This window comes from Sphingosinicella ginsenosidimutans, assembly GCF_007995055.1.
GTDB classification, from domain to species: Bacteria; Pseudomonadota; Alphaproteobacteria; order Sphingomonadales; family Sphingomonadaceae; genus Allosphingosinicella; species Allosphingosinicella ginsenosidimutans.
This window is the reverse complement of sequence record NZ_VOQQ01000001.1, coordinates 1,713,568-1,740,337: the sequence shown is the minus strand read 5'-3', so window position 1 is coordinate 1,740,337 and position 26,770 is coordinate 1,713,568. Positions and strand designations below refer to the sequence as shown.

The following is a 26,770-nucleotide window of genomic DNA, read 5'->3' as shown; positions in this document are numbered from 1 at the left end:
CTGTTGGAACATATCAAGAACATATGAGTCCGAGTCGCATGATGACCTTTTCGCCTTCCTCCCTTGCCGAGCTGCGCGCGGCGGTGCGCACGATCGAGCAGAATGGCCGCGCCGATGGGCGCGGCGCAGTGCCGTTCGGGCTCGACGCGGTGGATGGGCGGCTTGCCGGCGGCGGCCTGGCGATGGCGGCGTTGCATGAGGCGGCAGCGGCGAGCGAGGCGCCGGGGGACATGGCGGCGGCGACCCTGTTCGTGGCCGCGATCGCCGCGCGCTTCTCGCGCAACGAGGGAGACGGCCAGGTGCTCTGGGCGCTGACCGGCCCCGGCCTGTTCGCCCCCGGCCTGGCGGGCGCCGGCCTGACGGGCGACCGCGTCTTCTTCGCCGCCTGCCGCGACGATGCGGAGGCGCTGGCGGCGATGGAAGACGCCCTGCGCCATGGCGGCCTCGCCGCGGTGGTGGGCGAGATTTCGAGGATCGACCAGGCGAGCCTGCGCCGGCTCCAGCTCGCCGCCGAGGACGGGGGGAGCGCGGCCTTGCTGCTGCGGCGCTGGCACAGGCGGGGAGGCGATCCGCTCGCCGCGCCGTCGAGCGCGGTCACCCGCTGGCGGATCGGCTGCGCGCCCTCGGCCGTCCTGCCTTATCCGGGCATCGGCCGGGCACGCTGGCATGTCGATCTGGTCCGCCAGCGCGGCGGCCCGCCTTTCCACTGGCTCTTGGAGGCGCCCGATGGCGAGGCTCGCCTCGCTCTGCCTGCCGGACCTCGCGATCGCGCGGATCCGGCGGGCCGAGCGGATCGCCTCGCCGCCTGAATCGCGGCGCGGCGATGTCGATCCGATCCTGATCGCAGCGCGCGGCGGCGGCTGGCGGCCCGGAGCCCGCTGGGCGCGGGAAACCGCGCCGCCGCGCCTGATCGCCCGTCCGGACGGCGGCGCGGCGCTGGTCACCGCGCTCAAGGACGGCAACCGCATCGTGCTTGCCGCGGCCTGCGCGCGGGCACAGGCGCTCGGCCTTGCCCCCGGCATGCCGCTTGCCCAGGCGCGGATTCTCGTCCCCGGCCTTGTCGTTCGCGATGCCGATCCTGCGGGCGACGCCGCCTGGCTCGATCGCCTCGCCTGCTTTGCCGCGCGTCGCTGGACGCCGCGCGCCGCGCCGTCGGGCCCCGACGGATTGTGGCTCGATCTGACCGGCGTCGCGCATCTGTTCGGCGGCGAGGCGCGGATGTGCGAACGAATCCTCGCATTCTGCCGCCGCCTCGGCTTTGCCGCGCGGATCGCCGTCGCCGGCTCCCTGGGCGCCGCCCATGCGCTCGCCCGGCATGGCGCCGCGCCGCTGATCCTCTGCCCCGAAGGCGGCGAGGCGGAGGCGATCGCCCCCTTCCCCCTGGCCGCGCTGCGGCTCGGCGCCGAGGTGCTGGACGCCGCCGCGCGGCTGGGGGTCGGGACGATCGGCGCGCTCGCCGCGATGCCCCGCGCCCCGCTCCAGCGTCGCTTCGGCGGTCTCCTGCTGAAGCGGCTCGATCAGGCGCTTGGCCGCGTCGGCGAGCCGTTCGATCCGGTCGTGCCGGAAGAGCCGCCCGCCGTGCTGCTTCGTTTCCTCGAGCCGATCGCGACGCCGGAGGCGATCGAGGAAGCACTCGGCGAGGCGATGCGCCGGCTGGTGCCGCGGCTGGAATCCGCCGGCCTTGGCGTGCGCCGCCTCCTCCTCGCCTGCGACCGGATCGACGGCGACGTGCAACAGGCCGCGATCGGCACCGCCCGGGCGACCCGCGACGGCGCCCATCTGCTGCGGCTGATGGCGGCGCGGATCGAGCGGCTGGAGCCCGGCTTCGGCCTTGAAAACCTGCGCCTTGTCGCCACCCGCGTCGAGCCGCTCGGCGCGCAGCCGATCGAGGGCGGCCTCGCCGGACGGGAGACGCCGGATCTCGCCGCGCTGGTCGATCGGCTTGCCGTCCGGCTCGGGCGGCGGCGCGTCTTCCGGCTGTCGGCGATCGAAAGCGACCTGCCCGAACGAAGCGTCGCGCGCGCCGATCCGCTCGGCGCCGCCGCGCCCTGGCCGCGCTGGCCCCGCCCCGCCTGCCTGCTCGCGCCGCCGGAGCCGGTGGATTTCGTCATGGCCGAACATCCGGACGGCGTGCCGCTGCGCTTCACCTGGCGCGGCCGCGCCTACAAGGTCGTCGCCGGCGACGGCCCCGAGCGCATCCACGGCGAATGGTGGCGCCGCGCCGACGAGGCCGACGCCATCCGCGACTATTTCCAGGTCGAATCCGAGGAAGGCCAGCGCTTCTGGCTGTTCCGCCGGGGCGATCCGGACCTGCCCGGCACCGGCGATCTCACCTGGCACATGCACGGCATTTTCGCATGACTTGCGCTTCCTATGTCGAGCTCCAGGCGGCGACGCATTTCAGTTTCCTGCGCGGGGTGGCGAGCGCGGAGGAGATGTTCGCGGCGGCGGCGCTGCTCGGCTATCCAGCCATCGGGATCGCGGATCGCAATACGGTGGGCGGTCTCGTCAAGGCGCTCAGGGCCAGCGACGAGACGGGCGTGCGGCTCGTCGCCGGCTGCCGGCTCGATCTCATGGACGGCACCGGCCTGCTCGTCTGGCCCGAAGATCGCGCCGCATGGTCGCGGCTCACCCGGCTGCTCACCACCGGCAAGATGCGCGCCGACCGCGATCGTGGGGAAAAGGGGCAGTGCTTCCTCCATTGGGAGGATGTCGCGGCGTGGAGCGACGGCCTCGTCGCCGCTCTGGTGCCGGACGAGGCCGATCGCGTCGCCGACATCGCGCTCGCGCAGGTGGCGGACATTTTCGGCGCGCGCGGCCATGTCGCACTCACCCATCGCCGCCGGCCGGGCGAGGCGGCGCGGCTCCATGCGCTGGACGCGATGGCGCGCCGCCACGGCCTGCGCGGCCTCGCCACCGGCGACGTGCTCTATGACAGCCCCGAAAAAAGGATGCTCCAGGATGTCGTCACCGCGATCCGCGAGAAGTGCACGATCGACGAGCTCGGCTTCCGCCGCGAACGCTTCGCCGACCGCTACCTGAAGAGCCCGCAGGAAATGGCGCGGCGGTTCGCGCGCTTCCCCGATGCGGTGCGGGCGAGCGCCGACATCGCCGATCGCTGCCAATTTTCCCTGCGCGAGCTTGGCCAGCAATATCCCGACGAGATCGTGATGAGCGGCCGCCCGCCGCAGGAGGCGCTGGAAGCGCTTGCGCGCGCCGCGCTCGCCGCCCTGCCCAACCGGACGCAGGCCCATGCCGACCAGCTCGAGCGCGAGCTCAGCCAGGTGAAGAGCTGGAACTACGCCCCCTATTTCCTCACCGTGAACTCGATCGTCCAGTTCGCGCGCAGCCAGGGCATCCTTTGCCAGGGCCGCGGCTCGGCCGCCAATTCGATGATCTGCTACGTGCTCGGCATCACCTCGATCGATCCGGTCGCGCACAAGCTGTTGTTCGAACGCTTCCTGTCCGACGACCGCAACGAGCCGCCCGACATCGACGTCGATTTCGAGCATGAGCGGCGCGAGGAAGTGATCCAGTGGATCTACGACACATACGGCCATCGCCACGCCGCGCTCGCCGCCGTTGTCGTTCGCTACCGAACGCGCCGCGCGGTGCGCGAAGTCGGCAAGGCGCTCGGCCTGCCCGACGACGTGACCGGCGCGCTTTCGGGCCAGGTCTGGGGCTGGTCGAACGACGGCGTCGCCGAACGCCATGTCGCCCAGCTCGGGCTCGACCGGGACGATCCGAGGCTCGCGCTCACGCTGGCGCTGACCCGCCAGCTCGTCGGCACGCCGCGCCACCTTTCGCAACATCCCGGCGGCTTCGTCCTCACCCGCGATCGGCTCGACGATCTCGTGCCGATCGAACCGGCGACGATGGCGGACCGGCGCGTCGTCGAATGGGAGAAGGACGATCTTGAGGAACTGAAGATCATGAAGGTCGACATTCTCGGCCTCGGGATGCTCGGCTGCATGCGGCGGGCCTTCGATCTTCTGGCCGCGCACAAGGGGTGCCGCCTCACCCTCGCCTCGCCGGAGATGCAGACCGACGATCCGAAAGTCTTCGACATGATCGGCAGGGCCGACACGATCGGCGTCTTCCAGATCGAAAGCCGCGCGCAGATGTCGATGCTGCCGCGGCTCAAACCCCGCCAGTTCTACGATATCGTCATCCAGGTCGCGATCGTCCGCCCGGGGCCGATCCAGGGCAATATGGTCCACCCCTATCTGCGCCGGCGCGAGGGGAAGGAGCTGCCCGAATATCCGAGGGAGGAGTTGAAGGACGTTCTTGAAAAGACGCTCGGCGTGCCGCTGTTCCAGGAACAGGCGATGAAGGTGGCGATCGTCGGCGCCGGCTTTCCCGCGGCCAAGGCCGATGCGCTGCGCCGATCGATGGCGACCTTCAAATCGACCGGCGGGGTCAGCGCATTTTTCGACGACATGGTCGAAGGCATGGTGAAGCGCGGCTATTCGCGCGATTTCGCCGAGCGCACCTTCCGCCAGATCGAGGGATTCGGCAGCTACGGCTTTCCCGAAAGCCATGCCGCCAGCTTCGCCAGGATCGCCTATGCCTCCTCGTGGATGAAGTGCCACCATCCGGACGTCTTCTGCGCCGCGATCCTCAACGCCCAGCCGATGGGCTTCTACGGCGTCGCCCAGCTTGTCCGCGACGCGCGCGAACATGGCGTGGAGGTGCGGCCGGTGTGCATCAATGCGAGCCGCTGGGATTGCACGCTGGAGGCACAAGACCCTCCCCGGGACATGTCGGGGAAGGCTTTATGGCCGGTCCGGCTCGGCCTTCGCATGGTGCGCGGGCTTTCCAACGATCATGGCGCGCGGATCGCGGCGGCGGCGATGGCGGCGCCCTTCACCTCGGTGGAGGATGTGCTCGATCGCGCCGGCGTCCCGGTCGCGGCGCTGGAGAAGCTCGCCGATGCGGACGCCTTCCAGTGCCTGGGGCTCGACCGGCGCCAGGCCCTGTGGCGGATCCGCGGCCTCGGCGGGCCGCCGCTGCCATTGTTCGCCGCGGCCGAGGCGCGCATGAACGAGCCCGAAGTGGCATTGCCGGCGCTGACCGAAGGCCGCGAGGTGGTCGAGGATTATCGCGCGGTCCAGCTGTCGCTGCGCGGCCATCCGGCCGCCTTCCTGCGGCCCGAGCTTACGCGTCTTGGCGTGACGCCGTCAGGGCGGCTGGCGGCGATGAAGGACGGCGCCAAGGTGGTCGTCGCCGGCATCGTCCTGATCCGCCAGCGGCCGGGCAAGGGCAATGTGACCTTCCTCACGCTGGAGGACGAAACCGGCATCGCCAACGCGATCGCGTGGCAGCGCATCTTCGAGGCGAACCGGCGCGTCATCATGTCGGCGGCGATGATCGCGATCCACGGCACGCTCCAGCGCGAAGGCCAGGTGACCCACGTCATCACCGATCGGATCGAGGATCTGACGCCCCTCCTCGCGCGAGTCGGCGAGATGGATTTCCCGCGCCTGCCGAGCCCCGCCGACGGTGCCCGCGGCGGCGGCCCAGACCCGCGCGAGCGCAAGCTGGCCAGGCCTCCGCTGCCGCCACGGCGCGACGGCGGCCTGCGCCTCCGGTCGCGCGATTTTCATTAGCCCCGCGCAACGGCCCGGCGCATCGCGGCTTGTGCCGGCCGGGGCCCGGTCCCTAAATGGCGGCCAACCCGTCCGGAGTCCCCCCATGTTCATCGCCCTTCTGATCGCCGCCGCCCTGCCCCACGCGCCGCAGGCGACCACGCCCGAACAGATGCTGGGCCAGGTCAATCGCGACAGCCCGGAGGACGAGGAACTGGCGGCGATCCGCGCGGCCGAGCAGCATCCGCTCGGCACCCTCGCCAACCCGATCCGTGTCGGCGGCCCGGAAGGCGAGCATGCCTATCTCGGCCGGCTGCGCTGCCCCGACGGAAGCACGCCCCAGATCGGGCCGCACAGCGATGGCGGCACCGGCGGCTATGGCACGGTCACCCGGGTCTACCCCGTCCGATGCGCCGGCAGCGAGGCCAGGCTCGTCTTCGACATGTATCACGAAGAACATTCCGAAGACCGGGCGCCCGCGGGATTCTCGCTGTCGCGATGAAGCGGGCGCTCCGCTGGCTCGGGACAGGCCTGCTCTTCGTCCTTGTCGCGCTCTGCTTCGCGCCGACGCTCGTCCCGCCATTTCTCGATCGCATCTATTATCGCGGGCCGATCAGCGATCATTTTGACGGCCAGCGTTTCTTCAATCCCGATGCCGACGCCATGATCTCGCGACCGTCCGGCGCGATCACGCGCTGGCTCGCCGGACGCGACCGCGCGCCCTGGCCGGCCCAGGTTCCCGTCCATCCCGTCGTCCCGGCCCGGCGCGTGACCGGCAACGACATGCGCGTCACCTGGATCGGCCATTCGACCGTGCTGGTGCAGACGGCGGGGCTCAACATCCTCACCGATCCGGTCTGGTCGGAGCGCGCCTCCCCATTCTCCTTCATCGGGCCGAAGCGCGTGCGCGAACCGGGCGTCCGTTTCGACGACCTGCCCAAGATCGACCTCGTCGTCATCAGCCACGACCATTATGACCATATGGACATCGCGACGCTGAAGCGGCTGTGGGAGCGCGATCGGCCGCGGATCGTCACCAGCCTCGGCAACGACACCATCCTGCGGCGCAACGGCATCCCGGCGCTCGCCTTCGATTGGGGCGGCCGCTTCATCCAGCGAAGGGACGGCGGCATGGTCGCGGGCCACCCGACCTGCGAGGGCGGGGCGTGGCAATGTGGCGAAGCCTATGCGGTGACGGTGGAACGGGTCCACCACTGGAGCTCGCGCTGGCTCGCCGATCGCAGCCGCGCGCTCTGGTCCGGGTTCACGATCGAGACGCCGGCGGGCAAGATCTTCTTCGCCGGGGACACCGCCTGGGGCGACGGCGCCTGGGTGCGGCAGGCCGCCGCGCACGGCCCCTTCCGGCTCGCGATCATCCCGATCGGTGCCTGGCAGCCCGAGGCCGTCATGCACACCAACCATGTCAATCCGCAGGAGGCCTTCCGCATTTTCCGGACGCTGAACCCGACGCGCGCGATCGGCGTCCACTGGGGCACGTTCCAGCTGAGCTTCGAGCCGATCGACGCGCCGCGCCAGGCGATCGCCGCGCTTGCCCGTGAGCAGGCAATCCCCGCCGATCGCTTCATCGCCCCCGAGGCGGGCCAGACATTCAGCGTTCCGCCGGCACCATGATCGTCAGCGCCCCCGGCCTGACGCGATAGACGAGCGGCGTTTCCATCCATTGCTGCTCGCCGTCCGTCGCGACGCCGAGCCGGGCGCGATCGGACGCGATTTCCGCTTCGGTCACATAAGCGGTGACGAAATCGCGCTGCTGGTCGAGCCGGCCGAAAATCCCGCGCAGGCCGGCCCACAGGAGCCGGCCGCGATTATGGGCGCGCACGGCGTAAAGGCACAATTCCCCCTGGTCGATCGCCTCACGCTGGCCGAGGCCGAACAGGTTCACCTGATAGCGATTGTTGCCGACGAACAGCAAAGGCGTCTCGATCGGCGCCTCAAGCCCCGGCGCGCGGATTCTGAGGCGATGCTTGCGGAACGATCGCAGGGTGGCGAGGCTCGCCGAGAGCATTGCGAGCCGCTTCGATCGCCCGCCCGCCTGCTGCGCCTCGCGCAGCCGGACCATGTGCGGATAGAGGCCGACCGAGCTGTTGTTGACGAAGACCTTGCCGTTGACCTCGGCGATGTCGACCCGGCGCGGCACGCCGTTCGCGATCGCATCGACCGCGCCCTCGAGATCGGTGGGGATTCCGGCGTCGCGCGCGAAATGATTGAGCGTCCCCAGCGGAAGAATGCCGAGTGGCCGGCCGGTGCCGGCAAGCGCCGCGGCGGCGGTGCCGAGCGTGCCATCGCCGCCCGCCACCGCGACCAGGTCCAGGCCGGTCGCCTTGGCCGCCTCGGCGCACAGATCGGCCAGTTCGTCCGGCGCGACGACAGCGATATCGGCGGTGACGCTCGCCGCCGCGAAGAGCGCCCGCAGCCGATCGGCCGCCTCCTCGCCGGCCGAGCCGCCGCCACGGTTCACGATCACCCGGATATTCACCCCGGCCGCACCTCCATCGCGGCTTCAGCGGCCGGCGCCGGCCTTTGTTCCGGGCAGGCGCCGATCCGCCGCCCCCGGCTCGCAATCGTCAGCGTCAGGACGGCCCCGTCCGGCATCGCCCGATCGATCTCCATCCGCGAATCGAATCCGTCGGGACGGTAGCGGCCGGCCATCCGCGTCGTGACGCCCGGGCAGACGGTCGTCCCGCGCAGCCGCTCTCCCGCCAGCGCGAAGCCGCGCCAGGCACAGCCGGGTCGGGCCGGCTGGCCGAGGAAGCGCGCGGCCGGGCGCGCCGCCTCCGCCGGCGTGATGCAATGGCGCAGCGTCGGGCGCGGCCCGATCATCCCCCGCCGAGCCTCCACCGGAAGATTCGCCCCGGCCGCATCCACGACGGCGCTGCGCACCTCCCAAAGCCCGGGCGCGACGCGCAGGCCGGCGAGCACGGCCGCCACCTCAGTCCGGCTCATCTCGCGCGGCGGCGCCTCTCCCCGGCAGCCCGCGATCGCCAGCGCGAGCGCGGCCAGGCCAGGGAAAAGCGCCGCCCGCCCGGTCACTCAGCCCGCATGGTCGCCGGCGGCAGCGCTGGCATTGCCACCGGCGTCGGTGTCGGCGGTGCAGGCCCCCGAGCGACGCCCGGTGACGTGGACGGTCATCATCACGTCGCCATCGGTCACGAGATTGGTCCGCACGTCGCGGTCATATTCGATCTGACCGTCGGTGAACGTCCCGTTCGCTCCGATCAGGACATTGCCCGACAGGCCGTGGCGGGTGCAGGTCATCTGCACGCTGAGCCGCCCGTTGCGCGCATAGATGCTGTCGCCGTGACAGTCATTGCCCTCGCCGCCGAACAGCGCGGGCGGCGGCGTTCCGCCGGCGCCGACGCAGACCGTCTCCGTCGCACGGGTGCCGACCGGCGTGTCGATCCGCGGCGTTCCGTTGTCGGTCTTGGCGAATTGTGTGACCTCGGTCTCGAGAGTCCACTGGCCGGCGGCGATCGTCGCCGCCTCGGCCGGCGCCTCGTTCTGGACCGCCGCGCCATTATCGCCGCAGCCGGCCAGCGCCAGCAGCGACAGGAATGCAAGTCCACGCATGTTCATCCCTCCCCCTTTATGAGTGCGCGGGAGGCTAGACCCGCCGGCGGGCGAACGCCAGTGGGGCGATTGCCGCGCAGCCTCGGCCGTTGCGCCGGAGCCGTGGCGTGACCATATCGGGAACGTGGCCATTCAGATTCGCACCAGCCTCGACGAACCGGAGACCGGCGCGGCCTTCGTCCCCCATCGGCCGCAGCGCCCCGACAAGGTCGAAGGGGGCAAGGCGTTCCGCGTCGTATCCGATTACCAGCCCTCCGGCGACCAGCCCGCGGCGATCGCCGAGCTGGTCGATCAGGTGCGGGCCGACGAGCGGACCCAGGTGCTGCTCGGCGTCACCGGATCGGGCAAGACCTTCACGATGGCGAAGGTGATCGAGGAGCTGCAGCGCCCGGCGCTGATCCTCGCCCCCAACAAGATCCTCGCCGCCCAGCTCTACGGGGAGTTCAAGAGCTTCTTCCCCGACAATGCGGTCGAATATTTCGTCAGCTATTACGATTATTACCAGCCCGAGGCCTATGTGCCCCGGTCGGACACCTACATCGAGAAGGAAAGCTCGGTGAACGAGGCGATCGACCGGATGCGCCATTCGGCGACCCGCGCCCTGCTGGAGCGCGACGACGTCATCATCGTCGCCTCGGTCTCCTGCCTCTACGGCATCGGATCGGTCGAAACCTATTCGGCGATGATCTTCGACCTCAAGAAGGGCCAGAGCGTCGATCAGCGCGAGATCGTCCGCAAGCTCGTCGCGCTCCAGTACAAGCGCAACGACCAGGGCTTTGCGCGCGGCAATTTCCGGGTGAAGGGCGACAATCTCGAGATTTTTCCTTCTCACTATGAGGACAGCGCCTGGCGCGTCTCCTTCTTCGGCGACGAGATCGAGGAGATCGTCGAATTCGATCCGCTGACCGGCAAGAAGTCGGCCAGCCTGGATTACATCCGCGTCTATGCGAACTCGCACTATGTGACGCCGGGCCCGACGCTGAAGCAGGCGATGGAGGCGATCCGCTTCGAGCTTCAGGAGCGCCTGAAGGAGCTGACGGCGGAGGGCCGGCTGCTGGAGGCGCAGCGGCTTGAGCAGCGCACCAATTTCGACCTCGAGATGATCGCCGCCACCGGATCGTGCGCCGGCATCGAGAATTACTCGCGCTTCCTCACCGGGCGCCTGCCCGGCGAGCCGCCGCCGACCCTGTTCGAATATCTCCCCGACAACGCCCTGTTGTTCGTCGACGAGAGCCATCAGACCGTGCCGCAGATCGGCGCGATGGCGCGCGGCGACCATCGCCGCAAGATCACGCTCGCCGAATATGGCTTCCGGCTGCCGAGCTGCATCGACAACCGGCCGCTCCGCTTCAACGAATGGGACGTGATGCGCCCGCAGACGGTCGCGGTTTCGGCGACGCCGGGCCCGTGGGAGATGGAGCAGGCCTCGGGCGTCTTCGTCGAGCAGGTGATCCGCCCCACCGGGCTCATCGATCCACCGGTCGAGATCAGGCCTGTCGAGGACCAGGTCGACGATCTCATCGCCGAGGCGAAGGCGACCGCCGCCAAGGGCTATCGGACGCTCGTCACCACGCTCACCAAGCGGATGGCGGAGGATCTGACCGAGTTCCTCCATGAGGCGGGGCTTCGCGTGCGCTACATGCACAGCGACGTCGAGACGCTGGAGCGGATCGAGCTGATCCGCGACCTGAGGCTCGGCGTCTATGACGTGCTCGTCGGCATCAACCTGCTGCGCGAGGGCCTCGACATCCCCGAATGCGGACTGGTCGCGATCCTCGATGCCGACAAGGAGGGATTCCTTCGCTCGGAAACCAGCCTCATCCAGACGATCGGCCGCGCCGCCCGCAATGTCGAGGGCAAGGTGATCCTCTACGCGGACACGATCACCGGCTCGATCGAGCGCGCGCTCAACGAGACCAACCGCCGCCGCGAGAAGCAGGAGGCGTATAACGCCGAGCACGGCATCACCCCGACGACGATCAAGCGCAACATCGCCGACATCCTCGCCGACGTTTCCAACCGCGACAGCGTGACGATCGACACTGGCGACGAGGACGCACCGCACCTCGTCGGCCACAATCTGCGCGCCTATATCCAGGAGCTCGAAGGCCGGATGCGCAAGGCCGCCGGCGATCTCGAATTCGAGGAAGCGGCCCGCCTTCGCGACGAAATCCGCCGGCTCGAAGCGGGCGAACTCGGCCTCGCCACCGAACAGAGCCGCGCGCCGGTCGTCGGTCATTCCAACGAGGGCAAGCCCGGCACCCGCAAGACTCGCTACGGCAAGACCCGCCAGATGCGGATGGGCGGGAGGCGGCCGCGATGAGCTGAGGAACGGGGCGGCGAACCGACCGTTCCTTCCCCATGATCCGCAAGCTCAAATCCGGCTGGCGACTCTATTCGCGCAAGAAGGACCCGAAGACCGGCAAGCGCCGCAACCTCGGCACGTTCGAGACGCGCGCGGCGGCCGAGAAGCATGAGCGCGAGGTCCAGTATTTCAAGCGCCACTGAGGATCGTGATGCCGACCGATGCGAAGAGATGGTCGCAGGACGTGACCGAACATTCCAATGCGCTCGACCTCGAGGAGGACGTGTTCACGCGCGACGATCCCAAGTCGATCGCGCAGTCGCTGAAGAGGTCGGCGGAGCAGAGCAAGCGGCGCAAGAGCAGCCCCTACCAGTCAGCCATGTCGATGCTGACCTTCTACATCAACCGTGCCGGCGACGGCCTCTCCGCCCATCGGCGCAAGGTCCTGGAGGCGGCCAAGGGCGAGCTTCGCGCCGCCTTCGGTCGCGATTGACCGGGTTCTTCCGCTCTTGAAAGGCCGCGCCCACTCCGCCACGGTGGCCCCGATCGCCAGTATCCCGGGAGCCACGCATGGCCGCCAGACGCGCCGCCCTTTTCGCCTTTCTCCTCCTCGCCGCCTGCGCGCGATCGGAAGATGCGAACGTGCTTGCCGAGGACAATGACGAGGCCCGCACCGTCGAGCATGTCCGCACCCCGGAGGAAGATGACGGCGGGGTGGCGCTCGGCGAATGGCGCGCATCCGTCCAGGACGATGCCAATGTCCTTGAATTCGGGCCGGCCGGAGCGACGCCGGTGTTCAGCCTCCGCTGCGATGGGCGGCGCGGCCTCTTCCTCCAGCGGCACGGCGCCGCCCCGACGGGGGACCTGCCGATGATGATGCTGACGATGGGGAGCGAGACGCGCCGTCTGGCGGTCGTTTCGGTGGGCGGCGCGACACCGCTGCTTCGCGCCGCGATCATGCCGCAGGATCCGCTGGTCGGCCAGCTCGCCCGCAACACCGGGCCACTGGTCGTGCGGGTCGGGGATTCGCCGCCGCTTGTCCTGCCGGCCTCGCCGTCGATCACGACCTACGTGAATGGCTGCGCCAATGTGCGCGCGGATGACGAGGACGGGGCGGACATTTCCGTCAATGTCGCCGCGCCGGCGCCGGTGAACCAGACGGCTCCGGCCGCGCAGAACGCCCAGTGACGCGGCGCATCGGTCTCCTCGCCGCCGGCGTCGCGGCGCTGCTTTCGGCCTGCGTGCCGCGCCCGCCCGCGCCGGCCCCGGCGCCGCCAACCCCGCCGCCCGCTCCCGCCCCGCAACCGGAGGCACCGGCCGCGCCGCCGCCGAGCGTCGACTGGCGCGACGCGGCGATCAGCCCCGGCGAGTGGCGTTACGACAATGACGGCCGGTCGCTCGCCTATTTCGGCCCGGCGGGCGCGCCGAGCCTCGCGCTACGCTGCGACGGTGGCGGCGTCGCGCTGACCCGCAGCGGCTCCGCGGGCGGCCAGCCGCTCACGATCACCACGACGTTCGGCGAGCGCACCCTGCGCGCGGAGACGCAGGGCTCGAGCGCGGTCGCGACCTTGTCTGCCGGCGACCCCCTGCTCGACCAGATGGCGTTCAGCCGCGGCCGATTCATGGTGCGTGGCGGCGGCGCCGCGCCGCTCTACGTGCCCGCCTGGCCGGAACTGGCGCGCGTCGTCGAGGATTGCCGCGGCGGCGCATGAAAAGCCGCCCGGAGGGGCGGCGCGAAGCATGGAATCCTAGCCGCGAAAAAAAAGAGATCAAGACTTGATCGCCGATTCGCCACGACTCATATTCGAATTGAGTTCAACATAGCGAAAGGAGGTGATCCGATGTCTCATGGTTCAGCAGAGAGGTCGGTCAAGTCCGTTCGGGAGATGAAGGCGTAAGCTTTTCAAGGTCTTCCGGGCTGGAGGCTTCCGGCCGCTGACCATGTCGAGAGGCCGTCGGGCACCCGCCCGGCGGCCTTTCGCCTGTCTGGGCGGTGGCGACGGCGTGCCGGATGGAACTGTTCGCGCCCTCGCGTGTCTGTTACGCAAAGGGTACGAAATCCAAGGAGGAAGTCATGGCCAAGAATTCGTCCGGAAAAGAGGAAACGACACGTTCGGCGGCCGATGCCATTCCCGACGCCCTGCGCGAAGCCGGGCGCAAGGCCGCCGAGCTGGCCCAGAATCCGGTCGCGCGGAGCCTGCTCGCCGCTGGCCTCGTGACCGCAGCGGCGGCGCTCGCGGCGAACAAGACGGTCCGCGAATCCGCACGGCGCAGCGCCCGCCAGGCCCAGGACGCCGCCGAGGCCGCGGCCGACGCGGCGGCCGAGAGCGCGAGCAAGATCGGCGCCGCGATGATCAATGCGGCGACCGACGCGGTCCGCCGGATGATGGGCGAGACCGGCGGCACGACGGCTGCCGATGGCGGTACGGCCGCGCCGGCCCGCGCGAAATCGGCGCCGGCCCGCGCGGCATCGGCTCCGGCCAAGGGGACCACGCGGAAAGCCGCCAAACCGGCGGCGTCGCGCAGCAAGGCCGGCGCCGCGAAAAAGCCGGCCACGCCGCGCACGCGCAAGCCCAGGAACTAGGACCCGGACAGATCGCCAAAAAAAGGGGCGCCGATCGGCGCCCCTTCTTATTGCCTGCGGGAACCCGCTTAGCGGCAGCGGCGGCGGCTCCCGCTGCGATCCACTTCGCGGCCGAGCAGCGCGCCCGCCGCGGCGCCGATCACGGTGCCGGCGGTCCGATCGCGGCCGCCATCGACCGAGCGGCCGATCAGCGCGCCGGCGGCACCGCCGATCAGAAGGCCGGTCGTGCCGTTGGAACGGCGGCAATAATAGCGGCCGTCGCGGCCACGCCAGGCCGGGCCGTTATAATAGCCGTGGCGGTCGTAATAGCGGGCATAGCGGCTGTGATGACGCTGGGCGTCGGCCGGTGCCGTCGTGAGCACCGTGGCCGGCACGACCGCCGCGGCGGCCGAAAGAGCGAGAACGATCTTACGCATGATTTTCCCTCCTCGAACAAGGTCCTGGCGTTGAACGAGCGCGGCTTAGACTTTGTTTCATTAACCCAAAACAACGATCCGGTCACCCGAGCGCAAGACTGGACCCGGGGGGCGAGGGCAATTAGAGCCGGCCCGCACTTTCGAGGAGTTGAAGCGCCTTGGCGAACGTAACGGTCATCGGGGGCCAATGGGGCGACGAGGGCAAGGGCAAGATCGTCGACTGGCTCGCCAGCCGCGCCGATCTCGTCGTCCGGTTCCAGGGCGGGCACAATGCCGGGCACACGCTCGTCGTCGACGGCAAGACGTATAAATTGTCCCTGCTCCCCTCCGGGATCGTCCGCGGCACGCTTTCGGTCATCGGCAACGGGGTGGTGCTCGATCCCTGGGCGCTGAAGGCAGAGGTCGAGACGCTCGCCGGCCAAGGCGTGTCCGTGGGCCCCGAAACGCTGCGGATCGCCGACACCTGCCCGCTGATCCTCCCCATTCACCGCGATCTCGACGCGCTGCGCGAGGATGCGAGCGGCAAGGGCAAGATCGGGACGACCCGCCGGGGCATCGGCCCGGCCTATGAGGACAAGGTGGGGCGCCGCGCGATCCGCGTGTGTGACCTCGCGCATCTGGGCGAGCTCGGCCCGCAACTCGACCGGCTGTGCGCCCATCACGATGCGCTGCGCGCCGGCTTCGGCGAACCGCCGATCGACCGCGAGGCGCTGGAGCGCGAGCTCGGCGGGATCGCCGATTTCGTCCTCCAGTTCGCCGGGCCGGTCTGGAAGACGCTGAACGAGGCGCGGCAGCGCGGCCGCCGGATCCTGTTCGAAGGGGCGCAAGGCGTCCTCCTCGATGTCGATCACGGCACCTATCCGTTCGTCACATCGTCCAACACGGTCGCCGGCACGGCCGCGGCGGGCACCGGGCTCGGCCCCGGCGCGGCCGGCTTCGTGCTGGGTATCGTCAAGGCCTATACGACGCGGGTCGGCTCCGGCCCCTTCCCGACCGAGCTCGACGATGCGATCGGCCAGCGGCTCGGCGAGCGCGGCCGCGAATTCGGCACGGTGACGGGGCGCAAGCGCCGTTGCGGCTGGTTCGACGCGGCGCTCGTCCGGCAATCCTGCGCGGTCGCCGGCGTCACCGGCATCGCGCTCACCAAGCTCGACGTGCTCGACGGGCTGGAGGAGATTCGCATCTGCACCGGCTATGACGTGAACGGGGCCCGCTTCGATCATCTCCCCGCGCATTCCGCCGACCAGGCGGCGGCGACGCCGATCTACGAAACGATGCCGGGCTGGCAGGATTCGACCGCCGGCGCGCGCAGCTGGGCCCAGCTTCCCGCCCAGGCGATTAAATATATCAGGCGAGTGGAGGAACTGATCGCCTGCCCCGTCGCTCTCGTCTCGACCAGCCCGGAACGCGAGGACACGATCCTGGTGAGAGACCCGTTCGCCTTATGACGACCCGCGAGGCCACCGGCATACTTGCCCGTGCCGACGCGATCATCACCGGCGACTATGTGCGCGGATTGTCCGATCGGCTCGCGGTCGCGGCGTTCGGCGCGATCCAGTGGCCGTGGCTGGCCAAGAGCCTTCGCGGCGGCCGGCGCGCCGACAAGCGCGACCTGCTGGCGCGGCTCGATCTGCCACAGGACGCACTTCCCCATCTCGGCAGCTGGAAGGCCGATGTCGGCCTCCTCACCTTGCTGGTCGATCATGTTCTGGAACGCCGACCGAAGGTTGTCGTCGAATTCGGGATGGGCGCCTCGACGCTCGTCCTCGCCCGCGCGCTCGATCTTGCCGGCGGCGGCATGCTGACGAGCTTCGACCAGCATGCCGATTTCGTCGACGCGACGGGGCGCTGGCTCGCCGATCACGCTCTCGCGGCCGATCTGCGCGCCGTGCCGCTGGCGCCGTCGCCGCATGGGTGGCCGGGCCTGTGGTACGATCACGGGCCGCTTCCCTGCGGGATCGATCTGCTCGTCGTCGACGGGCCGCCATGGACAATTCACCCGTTCACCCGCGGCGCCGCCGAAACGCTGCTGGGGCGGATCGCGCCGGGCGGGGCGGTGATGCTGGACGATGGGGCCCGGCCCGGGGAACGAATGATCGCCCGGCGCTGGCGCCAGCTCCACCCGGAGTTTGATTTCACTCTGGACACGCGCGGCACCAAGGGCACGCTGATCGGTCTGAAACGCGCCTAGTTCAGCCGCATTGGGCGCGGTGCAGCAGTTTCTGATCGGCGAGGACCAGCGCGACCGACGCCGCGACGAGCGCCGCCGAATGCTCGCCCGGCGCGTCGAAGCCGACGCGAACGAGCAGCGGTTGGCCGCTGGAAATCCCGCCGAGAATGCCGCCGGCATGGTTGGCGCGGAATTCCGGCCCGGCGCGCATCGCATCGGCATTCGCGGCCCCGGTCAACCGCGCCGCCGCGAAGCCGTCGCCGATCTCGATCCGGCGCACCCCGTCGAGCTCGCCGATCGCGCGGGCAAGTTCGGCGTCGAGACGGGCATAGACCGGCGCGCCCCAGCCGACCGGAACGCCTTCGCCGACACAGCGCACGTCGTCGCCGTCGATCACGGTGCTGATCGCGACGCCGTCGATCACCTTTCCCGCCACCGCGCCGGCGGCCAGCAACGCGCGATCGCGATCGCCGGCCACCAGCGCGATCGGAGTCCCGGTGGTGCGCCCCTCGAACAGGCCCGACAGGAGCCGCGCGCCGACCGCCTCCTCGTCAAGCCCGATGCCCGGCGGACAGCCGTCGATCAGCGCGCCGCCCCCCTCCTCGCCGGCCCAGAGCGACCAGCGCAGGACATGGCCGTGCGGACCCGCGCTCACGCGACCGTGATGTCGGGTGCGTCCTCGGCCTTCATGCCGATCACGTTATAACCGGCATCGACATGGTGGATCTCGCCGGTGACGCCCGCCGAAAGGTCCGAGAGCAGATAGAGGCCCGCGCCGCCGACATCCTCGATCGTGACGTTGCGGCGCAGCGGCGAATTATATTCGTTCCACTTCATGATGTAGCGGAAATCGCCGATCCCGCTCGCGGCAAGCGTCTTGATCGGCCCGGCCGAGATCGCGTTGACGCGGATCTTCCCCGGCCCAAGGTCCATCGCGAGATATTTGACGCTGGTTTCGAGCGCCGCCTTGGCGACGCCCATCACGTTATAATGCGGGATCACCTTCTCGGCGCCGTAATAGGTGAGGGTGAGCAGGCTCCCGCCCTCCGGCATCATCGCCCGCGCCCGCTGCGCCACCGCGACGAAGCTGTAGGCGGAGATGTTCATCGTCAGCAGGAAATTATCGAGGCTGGTATCGACATAGAGGCCACGAAGCTCGTTCTTGTCGGAAAAGCCGATCGCATGGACGACGAAATCGATGGTCGGCCAGCGCGCCTTCAGCGTTTCGAACGCCGCATCGAGCGCCGCCATGTCCGAAACGTCGCAGTCGATCAGGAAATCCGAACCAAGGTCCGCGGCGAGCGGCGCGACGCGCTTCTGCAGCGCCTCCCCCTGGTAGCTGAACGCCAGCTCCGCGCCCTGCTCGTGCAGCTGCTTCGCAATCCCCCAGGCGAGCGAGCGGTCATTGGCGAGCCCCATGATGAGTCCCCGCTTTCCCGTCATCAGGCCGGTCATTGATCCTCCTGTATTGTCGGCGGCCTCGCGTCCGTCTCCCCGGCCGCGCCGTTTCCCTCTTGGCCCGATGAAGGCGACTCGGCAAGCGCCGCATTCAGCTCGGCCCCGATCACGAGCCCCAGGCCGATGAGGAAGAAAAAGAAGAGCGAGACGATCACGCCGGCGAGGCTGCCATAGGTCAGGCCATAATTGGTGAGGTGGCCGAGCACGACCGGCAGCAGCGCGGTGGTCGCGATCCACCAGAAGGCGACGAAGAGCGCGCCCGGCCATTTCGGACATTTCGACACGCGATACGTGGCCGGCGTCAGCGCATAGAAGAGGATGTAGAGCGACCCGAACAGGATCAGCGCCGGCGCGACGCGAAGCCACGTCAGCGCCGATATGACATCCTCCGCGCCCGGGATTCGCGCCACCACCAGCTGCTGCGCGCTCGACAGGGCGACCGACAGCGCGAAGGCGGTCATCGACACGATCACCGCGGCGATGATGATCCCGGCGGAGCCCAGCCGATATTCCCAGAAGGCGCGGCTGAAGCTGACGCCGTAGGCGCGGCGCAAGATGTCGCGGATCGTTTCGATGAAGCTCACCGTCGTCCACAGGCCGACCAGGGCTCCCAGCCACAACAGGCTTCCCGATCGCGCCTCGATGATGTCGTGCATCGGCTGCTCGAGCACGCGCCGCACGCTCCACGGCATCGTCTGGAGCAGCGCCGCCACCGCGTTCATCCCCTCCTCGCTCTGCCCGAAGAGATGCGCGATCGCGGCCGCGACAATGACGAACGGGAAGATCGACAGCAAGGCGAGATAGGCGAGGTTGCCGGCATGGATGAAGCCGTCCGAATAGACGCCGACCGCGACCCGCTTCACCACCTCGCGGAAGCGTGATCCCTTGCCGACCCGCGCCCGCAGGGTCGTCATCGCGCTCGATCGGCGGACGCGGCGGGCTTCCGGCGATTCCGGGGAAATGTCACGCATGCGAGGCTAGACGCCCAGCGCGGCCCGCGGGTTGCCCTTCCCCTTGCCGCCCCAGCTTTCGAGGAAGGCCGCAAGCTCGGCATCGTCGGCCGGCACGTCCACCATCAACGTCACCAGCTGATCGCCGCGCGCGCCGCTCTTCCCGGTGAACCCCCGGCCCTTGAGCCGAAGCACCTTGCCCGAGCTCGAACCCTTGGGAATGGACAGCATGACCGGCCCGTCGACGGTCGGCACGCGTACCTTGGCGCCCAGCACCGCCTCGTCGAGCGCGATCGGCAGATCGAGCCGGATATTGTCGCCGTCGCGGCTGAAAAAGCGGTGCCGGCCGATGGCGATGGTGACGATCGCGTCGCCATTGCCTCCGGGCCCGGGCTGGCCCTGGCCGGCGAGGCGGATCTTGGTGCCGTCCTCAACGCCGCGCGGCAGCTTGATGTCCAGCGTGCGGCCGCCCGCGAGCGTAACCCGCTGACCCTTGAGCAGGGCCGCATCCTCGAACGGCACTTCGAGCCGATAGGCGGCATCGGCGCCCTTCTGCGGCGGCGCGCTGCGCCGGCCGAAGCCGCCGAACGGGCCGCCACCGCCGCCGCTGCGCCGCCCGAGCCCGCCAAACAGTCCCTCGAACAGATCGGAAAGGTCGCCCGCCTCGGCGCCTTGGAAATGCGCTTCGCCATTGGCATCGCCGAACGGGTTGCCACGAAAGGGGCCGCCCGATCCGGCCGCGCCGCCCGCGCCGAAGCCGAAGGGCGCGCGCGGATTGCCTTCGTCGTCGATCTCGCCCCGGTCATATTGGGCGCGCTTGTCCTTGTCGGTCAGGATGTCATAGGCCTGCGTGACCTTTGAAAAGCGCGCGGACGCGTCCGGCTTGTCCTTGTTGCGGTCCGGATGCAGCTCCTTGGCGAGCTTGCGATACGCTTTCTTGATGTCCGCCTCGCTCGCGCCGCGCGCAACGCCGAGGGTCGCATAGAGATCGGCCATGCCGGTTCCTTCTCCAGCCGTCGCCAAAAGTCCACTGTTGCCCCATTGCAACAGCGGTCAAACTGGGAAGCGAACGCCCTTCGTGCAAGTTGCCGATGCGTGTTCCGGGCGCCGCGCCGGCACCCTTGCCGGGCCGTGGAACCGGCACGGCGGCCGCCGCGTTGCCCCGCCTCCGGAACGCAGGAGGCCGGCATGTTCAGGATCACCGTCACAACCAAGGTCGGGCCAAAGAGCCAGATCGCCTCCGGCCCCCGCCGCGCGCTCGCGCGACTGCGCGAGATGCGCGATACTTATGGCATCGAGCCCGAAGTGACGGACGGCACCCGCAGCTATGTCGAGGCGGACCTCGCGCGCATGGCGCAGGACAGAGGAGAATAGCCCGCGCGCGAACGCGGCGGCATGCCCGCCGGGATCAGAAGGGCAGCCAGCGATTGCGTTCCGAAAAGCGCATATATCCCGCGTTGATGCCGAGCCGAAGGCCGACGCCGAGCCGGATGGGGATCAGAACGATATCGCCGTGGCGCATATATTGCGCGCTGAAGCCGCCGACGAAATAGGCATGGCCCTCGCCGGCCGGGAAGCGCTTGAACAGGTCCTGGCTGTCGTGGAGGTTGTAGACCAGCACGAAGACCTTGTTCGCATCGGCCCCGGCATCGAAGCCGAGCGAGGGGCCGGTCCAGTAGACCGTCCGGTCGCCCTCGATCTGATGGTGCATGATGCCCGAGCCGTAGCGCAGGCCGAAGACGAACGCGCCGCCGGCTTCCGATCCCGCGATATAGGCGGTCGGCTCGCCCTGCTCCCGCAGAATGCGCTCGAGCAGGGTGCCGAGGCCCTGGGCGCCGCGGCCGAACACGCCCTCGGCGGCGTTGAACACGTCGCGGCGCGGGACGGTCGATTCACGCTCCATCGTCCGGCGCGCGACCTGATCGCCGGCGCGCCCGCGGCCGGAGTCATAGCCAGTGCCATAGTCGCTGTCCGGCTGGCCGTCATTTCGCGAGCGATAGGGGTCGGTGCCCTGCGACCAATCGTCCTGAGCCGGCGCCTGGCCGGAATCGACCGGCACCCATTCGGAACCCGTTGCGGGCGGAGACTGGGTTTGCGCCGCATAGGGATCGGGCCAGTCAGACGTCGTCTGTTGCTGGGTGCGGGCCGCGTGCGCCTGATAGGGATCGACCGCCTGGGCCGGCGCGACGGCAGGCGCGACCGCCAGCGCGGCGGCGGCGATGATCCGGATCGACTTCAGCATTTCCATTTCCCCACCCACACTCCTTCGGGAGGAAAGGTTAATGCTGTCAGGGCTTTCCCCGCAATGAACGGGCGGTGAAGCGAGTCCATCCCGCGCCCAAGCGAGTCGGCGGCACGGACAGGGCGCGAAAGCCTAGAGCGACTTGCGAAGCAGCCGCGCGCGCAATTCCTCCATCCCGATCGCCCGGATGGCGGCCTCGCGGTCCTCGGCCTTGATCACCGCGGCGATGTGCCCGAGAATCTGGTCGGCGAGGTCGAAGCCCTGGAGCGCGCGGCCGTGACGGGCGACGATGCCCGCGTCGCGCACCAGCTCGGCGCTCACCGCCTCGAGCATGCGCTGGACATAGGCCAGCTCCTGCGCCAGCCGTTCATCGAGGCCCGCGCGAACGAAGGATGGAGACGGGGGCGGCTCGGGCGGATCGACGCACGCCCCTTCGGAGCGCACGATGCCCTGGAGCCGGTCGACCTCGGCCTGCCCGAATCCCGATTGGCCGCTCGCCTTGCCAGCCACCCAGTCCGGCACCGAAATCTGGCCGTCGAAGGCGACGCCGCAGCGGGAGCCCGCGATCCACCTCACCACCGCCTCGATCTTCATGTCCTGACGCCGCAGCACCAGGCGGCTGCCGATCGGCGGGAAGGCCGGGCCCTCCAACCGCGCACCGGCAAAGGACAGGTCTCGGATGCGGATGGGGCTTTCCGTCCCGCCGAACTCGATCACGGCCGCGAGGAAAAGGTTGGACCGGTGTCCCCGCCTCTGCTCGCTTCCCTCTTCGGTCGGCATATCGGTCATCAGGCTCACGCCAGGCCGAACTCGGCGACGCGCATCATCGATCCCCTTATTCCCCGGGCGCCTCGACAGGCGACCCGCCTCGGGGGTTCTTCTTGGCCGTGCCCCCTGACAATGCTGGTCGTCAATTCCTGTCGATAAGTCAACGGCATAGTCCAGCACGATTTTAGCGCTGGGCGCGATCGGCGAACCGCCAGCGGCCCGGATGCAGCAACGCCATCGGTCTTCGCCCCTTCGCAGGCCACGCGTTGCGGGGGCGGGAATTTCCCCGGACTATCCCGGTTGAACCCGGCAATTCCCCCCTATATAGCCGCGTTCGCGATCGGCCTCCCGGAGACGTGGGTGAGTGGCTGAAACCAGCGGTTTGCTAAGTCTCCGCGCCCGTCTCTTGCGACAGTCGATTATTGGCAGATTTCCGCCATTTTATCCAGCTTTTCCTTCTTCAAACCGCTCGTCCTGTGCCGCATTTTGTGACACCCCGTGCGTCGCCCAATGTTTTTCCTCCGGCGTCAGGTGATCCAGATAGCGCTCCGTCGTCGTGACCGAGCTGTGCCCGAGCACCATCTGAAGATCGTAGATCGTGCCGCGACGATTCCTGAGGTAGAGCACCGCGAACAGGTGGCGCAGATCGTGGAAACGGAAACGGCGAAACGACGCGCCGGATCGTGACGCCTTTTGTGCCACCCGCTTGATCGTGGCGTAGAACTGGGCATCGACATTCTGGAAACGCTCACCGTCGCCGCGCCAGAACACATAAGGAGACCGAAGGAACTGCGGCTGGCGGTCGATAATTGTGACGGCGCGCGCGGTGAGGGGGACTTCGCGGACGCCGCTCTTGGTGTGCTCCAGGCTGATCGACATGCGCTTACGGTCCACCCGATCGTGCTCCAGGCTGGCGACCTCTTCCTGCCGCATCCCGGTTTCGAGCGAGAGTTCCGCCATGTCCATGAAGCGCGACCGTTCCGCGAAGGCCCGCGCGATACTGTCAGGCCGGGGCAGGATGATTTTGACCAGCTTTTCCTTGAACCGGCTCCGGTCCATCATGTGAGCCGGGTTCTCTTCGATCCATCCTTCGTCGCAGCAATGGCCAAGCACGGACGAGATAGCGGTCAGGTCGCGCCGTACCGTCGCGTTGCTGACCAGCTTGCGTCGAGCCGCCACGATGGATTTGAGCAAGCCCGCGTCGATTTCATGAACCGATTTCGGATCAAGCCACGGCCGCAATTGGGCGATGCTGGTCAGATAGCGGTTGCCGGTCGCGCCCTTGATGCCGAGCGAGGTCCACGCCTTCGCCCATGAGACCACGGCCTTCTTCCATGTCACGGGATCGACGCCGCCGAAATAGGCAGTCTCTTCCACTCGCTCTTTGAGGGCCTTCAAGCGGCGCTCCGCGAGCGTGAGAGAACGAGTTCGTAGGCTTTCTCGATACTCGTGCCCCCTGAGCTTGAAACGCGCCCAGTATATCCCATTCCTTTTATAGAGACCGCGCATTTGCGTCCTTTCGAGCGGAGCCGGCGAAGCGCCGCGATGTCGAAGGTCCACCGACCAAAAGGCTTTTCCGCGCCGGGTATTTCGCCACGCGCGGCCTTCTCTTGCAAGGTCCGAATGTCGAGGCCCGTGATAAGGCTCGCCTCGCGTATCTTGCACCGCTCCGCTCCCACCCTACCCCTCCATCCCGGCGCGTGCGCGGCAAGCGGCGGCGCAGAGGGCTAGCGCGGGGGTGGTGGCGTCAGATCGCGCCTCGACACCGTCCCGCTGCGCCACGACCGCAGAGCAAACGGAATCGTCCCAATCATCAGGGGCCCCATTGCGGATGGTGGCCACAGCGAAGGCCAGCCCTTCCGGCACAAGCTTCATCGCGGCGTCGAGAGAGGCGGTCGGATCGTGCTTCTCCCGCACGAAATTGTCGTCTTGGAAGTAGGTCGCCTTGTCCGGAGAGGTCCAGCCATAGAGCGGGCCGAGGAAGTGCCCGACTTGCGTTTTTGTCCATCCGCAAGCAAGCAGCAGTTCACGGCCCAACTCCCGATCCGCTCCCGTCGCCGCCTCTATCCTCGCGGCCAGGTCAAGCCATTGCTGGGCGGTGGTCATGCTGCTCTCCGCTGCTTGATGCCAACGGGCTGGCGAATATCGGAAGGGCCTCCGACGACGCAGCGATAGGTCCAGCGATAGCCGGACGGCGTTAGGAGCCGGTCAACCTGCACGAGCAGCTTTCGCCCCTCTGCGATGGCTTCCGCGACAAGCGCCGGTTCGATCTCGAATTGCAAACCCGCCATCACTCCCTCCCGCTCTCGCGAATGGCGGCGGCGATGAAAGCGCGCTGGCGAGCAAGGCTGAGTTGGGTTCCGCTTTCGTCATCCGAGCAGGAAAGCCGTTCTCGCGGCAGTTTGGCGATGAGCGCTATCTCCGCACACTCCTCCCGCACCTCGGCGGCGTGGCGGGCGAAGGCGGCGGCGAGATCGGCTATGGCATCGCCTTCGTATTCGCCGCTCTGGTCAAGAATGAAGCGCCACCCTTCCGCCGCCTCACGGTCGCGCTGCGTTGGGTTAGACATTGGCCAGCTCCAGATAGACGTCGCCGTGACAGCATCGGTCGAGGCCGCAGAAGCACGCGATGTTCTTGCCGCGAAGCGATGGGATCAGCGCGATGATTTCGGCTCGGCGCCGGTCAGCCTCCGGGCCTTGCCACCATGAGCCGTCCCGCAGCCATTCGCGAAAGCACATGACCGCGAACTCGGGCCACGTCTCTTCGGTTGCATAGCCGCTCTCGATCGCGAGCGCCTTGGTGAATGGGTTGCCGAGCCGGCCCGGCCGCGCGACGCTGACCGTGTTCGACGGCATCCGCCAGCCCTTGGTGCGGCGAAGCTGAACGCGGATCGGCCTATCCATCGCCCTGCTCCTTCGTGGCGGGCGGGGAGGGGAGGTTAAAGTCGCTCACCGGCATCCATCCCAGGAACTCGCCGAGATGGCCGTGCCAGGTCCAACCGCCGCCATTGTGCTCGATCCAGTGCGCGATGACCGGGCCTTCCCAACACGCCTTGTCGTCGGCTGGGGCGAACTTCCAAGTCGGATGACGCACCCACGCGATGATCTGCGTCCCGTCCCTCGGCGCCTCCTCGATCGGCCGCCACCCCGCCCCCATCCCGGCTTCGGCGAGGGGGAGGAGGGAGCGCAAGGCGATGACCATGCGCCACACGGTTGAGCGATGTAGCGGCACCATCGGCGTGCCGTTCATGACAGCGTCCGGATGCAAATAGGTTCCCAGTTCCGCCGCGAGCTCGGCTGGATCAGGCTGCTCGAGCATGTCGAGCAACCTTTGTTTGGCGGGGCTACATGCGCAGTGCCCCCAGCCATCCTCAACCGGCTCGGCAACGCCGCACATGCAGATGGGACAAAGCCAGCGAGGGACGTCGGGCAGCCCCCGCAGCTCGGCGAGATCGGGTTTCATGCGTCCTCCAATAGATGAGCGTGCGCCCGATGGACGCGGGTGATGTGCCGCAAGGCGCGCAGCCGTGCGTCCGGCGCGGGGGTCGCGGTCAGCCATAGATGCCGACCTCCCAAGGCTGAATGCCCTTGTCTGGCAGCTTCGTCTTCGCGTCTTCAATCTGACGCTTAAGGGACCGGATCAGCTGCTCCTGCTGGCCGACATCGCGCCGGATTTCGCCGTTATATCGGATCAGGCTGACGACCAGCTCCCACGATGGGAAAGCCTTGTCGAGCATCACAGCCGGCACGACCTTCCGAAGCGCCGAGCCGTCCCATTCGATGAGGCCAGCCCAATCGGGGATTTCCTGCTCGCCGAGAAGGCCGGGCGGCGTTACGTAATAGAACTGATCGGAGAACGTCCGGGCGAAGCGCTGCTTTCGATGGCTGTCCCGCCTGAAGTCCGATCGGCTGATCTTGATTTCGTAAGCGGTGGCGCGGAAGCCCTTCGACGGCTGCGGCTCGAGCGTCCAGAAATCGCACCGGCGAGCGCCACCAGCGAACTGAAGCTCCTTCACCCAAATGAGGCCGTCCGCCTTCGCCACCAGCGCCTGCAGGATTTCGTCTGCGGTCATTGCCCCACCTCCGGCGCCGGCAGCGCGTGCAGCTCGGCGGGATCGGGATAGCGCAGCCGCTGGCGCGTCCAGGCCAGCAGCTCGGCGCGCGTGGTGAAGGTGGGGTCCGGTTCGGTCATGCGGCCTCCACGGCTTCGTCGGCCGGGCCGGCGACGGCGCGGATCTCGGCCTCGGCCATCGGCGGGCTGACGCTGTTGCCGATCATGCGGACCTGGGCGGTCTTGGTGAGCGGGCGACCATTAACGAGGGGATCGAGGACGTAGCCGGCGGGGAAGCCCTGCGCGGCGGCGAGCTCGCGCGGCGTCAGCATCCGCATCCCGATGTCCACGATCGCATATTCGACGCCGCCGATCGTGACGATGACCAGGCCGAAGCGGTCCTTGGTGGTAACGGTGCCGAGCGGCTCGTTGAGGCGCGGGTCCTGGTCGGTGCCGTAATATTTGATGAGGAAGGCGCGGACCTCGGCGACGTGATAGCCGCCCGCCGTGATCGCCGGCGCCGGCGCGTCGGCGGGCTGGTCGCGCCGATCCGAGCCCTTGAGGCTCATCAGGTGCGCCGCGACGACGCCCTGGTGCGGCCCCTTGGCCGCGATCGTCGACAGCGGATCGCGCAGGTCGTGGCCCGGATGA

The 26,770-nt window shown here is 68.8% G+C and carries 33 protein-coding genes; 14 read left to right on the top strand and 19 right to left on the bottom strand.

The genetic code is table 11. From position 1 onward, the window contains the following. Positions 1–23: 23 nt before the first annotated feature. The 5 genes from FRZ32_RS08755 (at position 24) to FRZ32_RS08735 (ending at position 7,220) form a co-directional block, all read left to right on the top strand. Positions 24–809 carry an ImuA family protein gene (locus tag FRZ32_RS08755; RefSeq protein WP_192901885.1) on the top strand — a complete coding sequence of 262 codons (786 nt, stop codon included), beginning with the start codon at positions 24–26 and terminating at the stop codon, positions 807–809. After that, the gene (locus FRZ32_RS08750) at positions 727–2,361 is read left to right on the top strand and encodes a DUF6504 family protein (RefSeq protein WP_147043148.1); all 1,635 of its coding nucleotides are present in this window, start codon (positions 727–729) and stop codon (positions 2,359–2,361) included. The genes FRZ32_RS08755 and FRZ32_RS08750 overlap by 83 nt, the downstream gene beginning before the upstream one ends. Further along, positions 2,358–5,609, top strand: a complete 3,252-nt coding sequence (locus tag FRZ32_RS08745) for an error-prone DNA polymerase (protein ID WP_147043147.1) — start codon at positions 2,358–2,360, stop codon at positions 5,607–5,609. The genes FRZ32_RS08750 and FRZ32_RS08745 overlap by 4 nt, the downstream gene beginning before the upstream one ends. An 85-nt stretch (positions 5,610–5,694) precedes the next feature. Further along, positions 5,695–6,090, top strand: a complete 396-nt coding sequence (locus FRZ32_RS08740; RefSeq protein ID WP_147043146.1) for a hypothetical protein — start codon at positions 5,695–5,697, stop codon at positions 6,088–6,090. Further along, positions 6,087–7,220, top strand: a complete 1,134-nt coding sequence (locus FRZ32_RS08735; protein ID WP_158635884.1) for an MBL fold metallo-hydrolase — start codon at positions 6,087–6,089, stop codon at positions 7,218–7,220. The genes FRZ32_RS08740 and FRZ32_RS08735 overlap by 4 nt, the downstream gene beginning before the upstream one ends. Here FRZ32_RS08735 and FRZ32_RS08730 read toward each other — a convergent pair. The 3 genes from FRZ32_RS08730 to FRZ32_RS08720 are packed head-to-tail and all read right to left on the bottom strand — an operon-like array spanning position 7,198 to position 9,176. Next, positions 7,198–8,085: a diacylglycerol/lipid kinase family protein gene (locus FRZ32_RS08730; protein ID WP_147043144.1), complete on the bottom strand. Its 888-nt coding sequence runs from the start codon at positions 8,083–8,085 to the stop codon at positions 7,198–7,200. The genes FRZ32_RS08735 and FRZ32_RS08730 overlap by 23 nt on opposite strands. After that, positions 8,082–8,639: a DUF3617 domain-containing protein gene (locus tag FRZ32_RS08725; protein ID WP_147043143.1), complete on the bottom strand. Its 558-nt coding sequence runs from the start codon at positions 8,637–8,639 to the stop codon at positions 8,082–8,084. Before FRZ32_RS08725 ends, FRZ32_RS08730 begins: the two co-directional genes overlap by 4 nt. Continuing rightward, positions 8,640–9,176, bottom strand: a complete 537-nt coding sequence (locus FRZ32_RS08720; RefSeq protein ID WP_158635883.1) for a DUF3617 domain-containing protein — start codon at positions 9,174–9,176, stop codon at positions 8,640–8,642. A gap of 124 nt (positions 9,177–9,300) precedes the next feature. Here FRZ32_RS08720 and uvrB point away from each other — a divergent pair, with 124 nt between their 5' ends. The 6 genes from uvrB to FRZ32_RS08690 all read left to right on the top strand — a co-directional run bounded on the left by uvrB (position 9,301) and on the right by FRZ32_RS08690 (position 14,065). After that, positions 9,301–11,499, top strand: coding sequence for an excinuclease ABC subunit UvrB (gene uvrB, locus FRZ32_RS08715; RefSeq protein WP_147043141.1), 2,199 nt, complete (start codon positions 9,301–9,303; stop codon positions 11,497–11,499). 38 nt (positions 11,500–11,537) lie between these two features. Next, on the top strand, positions 11,538–11,684 hold the full coding sequence (locus tag FRZ32_RS08710; protein ID WP_147043140.1) for a hypothetical protein: 147 nt from the start codon (positions 11,538–11,540) through the stop codon (positions 11,682–11,684). A gap of 8 nt (positions 11,685–11,692) precedes the next feature. Next, on the top strand, positions 11,693–11,974 hold the full coding sequence (locus FRZ32_RS08705; RefSeq protein WP_147043139.1) for a DUF3175 domain-containing protein: 282 nt from the start codon (positions 11,693–11,695) through the stop codon (positions 11,972–11,974). Between the two features lie 77 nt (positions 11,975–12,051). Beyond that, the gene (locus FRZ32_RS08700) at positions 12,052–12,669 is read left to right on the top strand and encodes a hypothetical protein (RefSeq protein ID WP_147043138.1); all 618 of its coding nucleotides are present in this window, start codon (positions 12,052–12,054) and stop codon (positions 12,667–12,669) included. Then, positions 12,666–13,193: a hypothetical protein gene (locus FRZ32_RS08695; protein WP_147043137.1), complete on the top strand. Its 528-nt coding sequence runs from the start codon at positions 12,666–12,668 to the stop codon at positions 13,191–13,193. The genes FRZ32_RS08700 and FRZ32_RS08695 overlap by 4 nt, the downstream gene beginning before the upstream one ends. Positions 13,194–13,492: 299 nt before the next feature. After that, positions 13,493–14,065, top strand: a complete 573-nt coding sequence (locus FRZ32_RS08690) for a hypothetical protein (protein ID WP_147043136.1) — start codon at positions 13,493–13,495, stop codon at positions 14,063–14,065. Between the two features lie 68 nt (positions 14,066–14,133). Here FRZ32_RS08690 and FRZ32_RS08685 read toward each other — a convergent pair whose 3' ends face one another. Then, complete coding sequence (locus FRZ32_RS08685) at positions 14,134–14,481, bottom strand: glycine zipper 2TM domain-containing protein (protein ID WP_147043135.1); 348 nt, start codon at positions 14,479–14,481, stop codon at positions 14,134–14,136. Between the two features lie 158 nt (positions 14,482–14,639). Here FRZ32_RS08685 and FRZ32_RS08680 point away from each other — a divergent pair, with 158 nt between their 5' ends. After that, entirely contained in the window at positions 14,640–15,929 is a 1,290-nt protein-coding gene (locus tag FRZ32_RS08680; RefSeq protein ID WP_147043134.1) for an adenylosuccinate synthase, read from the top strand. Further along, positions 15,926–16,672: a class I SAM-dependent methyltransferase gene (locus tag FRZ32_RS08675; protein ID WP_147043133.1), complete on the top strand. Its 747-nt coding sequence runs from the start codon at positions 15,926–15,928 to the stop codon at positions 16,670–16,672. The genes FRZ32_RS08680 and FRZ32_RS08675 overlap by 4 nt, the downstream gene beginning before the upstream one ends. A gap of 1 nt (position 16,673) precedes the next feature. On the opposite strand, the gene FRZ32_RS08670 is transcribed toward FRZ32_RS08675, so the two are convergent. The 4 genes from FRZ32_RS08670 to FRZ32_RS08655 are packed head-to-tail and all read right to left on the bottom strand — an operon-like array spanning position 16,674 to position 20,055. Next, the gene (locus FRZ32_RS08670) at positions 16,674–17,306 is read right to left on the bottom strand and encodes a chorismate synthase (RefSeq protein ID WP_147043132.1); all 633 of its coding nucleotides are present in this window, start codon (positions 17,304–17,306) and stop codon (positions 16,674–16,676) included. Beyond that, positions 17,303–18,106 (bottom strand): enoyl-ACP reductase FabI, encoded by an 804-nt coding sequence (fabI, locus tag FRZ32_RS08665; protein ID WP_147043131.1) that lies wholly within the window; start codon positions 18,104–18,106, stop codon positions 17,303–17,305. The genes FRZ32_RS08670 and fabI overlap by 4 nt, the downstream gene beginning before the upstream one ends. Beyond that, complete coding sequence (locus FRZ32_RS08660; RefSeq protein ID WP_147043130.1) at positions 18,103–19,080, bottom strand: YihY/virulence factor BrkB family protein; 978 nt, start codon at positions 19,078–19,080, stop codon at positions 18,103–18,105. The genes fabI and FRZ32_RS08660 overlap by 4 nt, the downstream gene beginning before the upstream one ends. 6 nt (positions 19,081–19,086) lie before the next feature. Next, positions 19,087–20,055, bottom strand: a complete 969-nt coding sequence (locus FRZ32_RS08655) for a DnaJ C-terminal domain-containing protein (RefSeq protein WP_147043129.1) — start codon at positions 20,053–20,055, stop codon at positions 19,087–19,089. A gap of 192 nt (positions 20,056–20,247) precedes the next feature. On the opposite strand from FRZ32_RS08655, the gene FRZ32_RS08650 reads away from it, so the two are divergent. Continuing rightward, positions 20,248–20,433: a hypothetical protein gene (locus FRZ32_RS08650; protein ID WP_147043128.1), complete on the top strand. Its 186-nt coding sequence runs from the start codon at positions 20,248–20,250 to the stop codon at positions 20,431–20,433. A gap of 34 nt (positions 20,434–20,467) precedes the next feature. On the opposite strand, the gene FRZ32_RS08645 is transcribed toward FRZ32_RS08650, so the two are convergent. From FRZ32_RS08645 to FRZ32_RS15715, 11 genes are all read right to left on the bottom strand, one after another. After that, positions 20,468–21,301 (bottom strand): DUF1134 domain-containing protein, encoded by an 834-nt coding sequence (locus tag FRZ32_RS08645; RefSeq protein WP_147043127.1) that lies wholly within the window; start codon positions 21,299–21,301, stop codon positions 20,468–20,470. A gap of 132 nt (positions 21,302–21,433) precedes the next feature. Then, positions 21,434–22,090 (bottom strand): PilZ domain-containing protein, encoded by a 657-nt coding sequence (locus FRZ32_RS08640; RefSeq protein ID WP_147043126.1) that lies wholly within the window; start codon positions 22,088–22,090, stop codon positions 21,434–21,436. Between the two features lie 420 nt (positions 22,091–22,510). Then, complete coding sequence (locus tag FRZ32_RS08635) at positions 22,511–23,467, bottom strand: tyrosine-type recombinase/integrase (protein ID WP_243445235.1); 957 nt, start codon at positions 23,465–23,467, stop codon at positions 22,511–22,513. A 282-nt stretch (positions 23,468–23,749) separates the two neighbouring features. Then, positions 23,750–24,175: a hypothetical protein gene (locus FRZ32_RS08630; protein ID WP_147043124.1), complete on the bottom strand. Its 426-nt coding sequence runs from the start codon at positions 24,173–24,175 to the stop codon at positions 23,750–23,752. Next, positions 24,172–24,360 carry a hypothetical protein gene (locus tag FRZ32_RS08625; RefSeq protein ID WP_147043123.1) on the bottom strand — a complete coding sequence of 63 codons (189 nt, stop codon included), beginning with the start codon at positions 24,358–24,360 and terminating at the stop codon, positions 24,172–24,174. Before FRZ32_RS08625 ends, FRZ32_RS08630 begins: the two co-directional genes overlap by 4 nt. Beyond that, positions 24,360–24,638, bottom strand: coding sequence for a hypothetical protein (locus FRZ32_RS08620; protein WP_147043122.1), 279 nt, complete (start codon positions 24,636–24,638; stop codon positions 24,360–24,362). Before FRZ32_RS08620 ends, FRZ32_RS08625 begins: the two co-directional genes overlap by 1 nt. Next, the gene (locus tag FRZ32_RS08615; RefSeq protein ID WP_147043121.1) at positions 24,631–24,972 is read right to left on the bottom strand and encodes a DUF4326 domain-containing protein; all 342 of its coding nucleotides are present in this window, start codon (positions 24,970–24,972) and stop codon (positions 24,631–24,633) included. The genes FRZ32_RS08620 and FRZ32_RS08615 overlap by 8 nt, the downstream gene beginning before the upstream one ends. Continuing rightward, entirely contained in the window at positions 24,965–25,531 is a 567-nt protein-coding gene (locus FRZ32_RS08610; RefSeq protein ID WP_147043120.1) for a hypothetical protein, read from the bottom strand. The genes FRZ32_RS08615 and FRZ32_RS08610 overlap by 8 nt, the downstream gene beginning before the upstream one ends. Before the next feature lie 88 nt (positions 25,532–25,619). Beyond that, a complete protein-coding gene (locus FRZ32_RS08605) occupies positions 25,620–26,111 on the bottom strand; it encodes an MmcB family DNA repair protein (RefSeq protein ID WP_147043119.1) in 492 nt (163 codons plus the stop codon). 26 nt (positions 26,112–26,137) lie between these two features. After that, positions 26,138–26,260 carry a hypothetical protein gene (locus FRZ32_RS15660; protein ID WP_279379220.1) on the bottom strand — a complete coding sequence of 41 codons (123 nt, stop codon included), beginning with the start codon at positions 26,258–26,260 and terminating at the stop codon, positions 26,138–26,140. Beyond that, positions 26,257–26,451, bottom strand: coding sequence for a DNA cytosine methyltransferase (locus FRZ32_RS15715; RefSeq protein ID WP_341536590.1), 195 nt, complete (start codon positions 26,449–26,451; stop codon positions 26,257–26,259). Before FRZ32_RS15715 ends, FRZ32_RS15660 begins: the two co-directional genes overlap by 4 nt. Positions 26,452–26,770 lie beyond the last annotated feature (319 nt).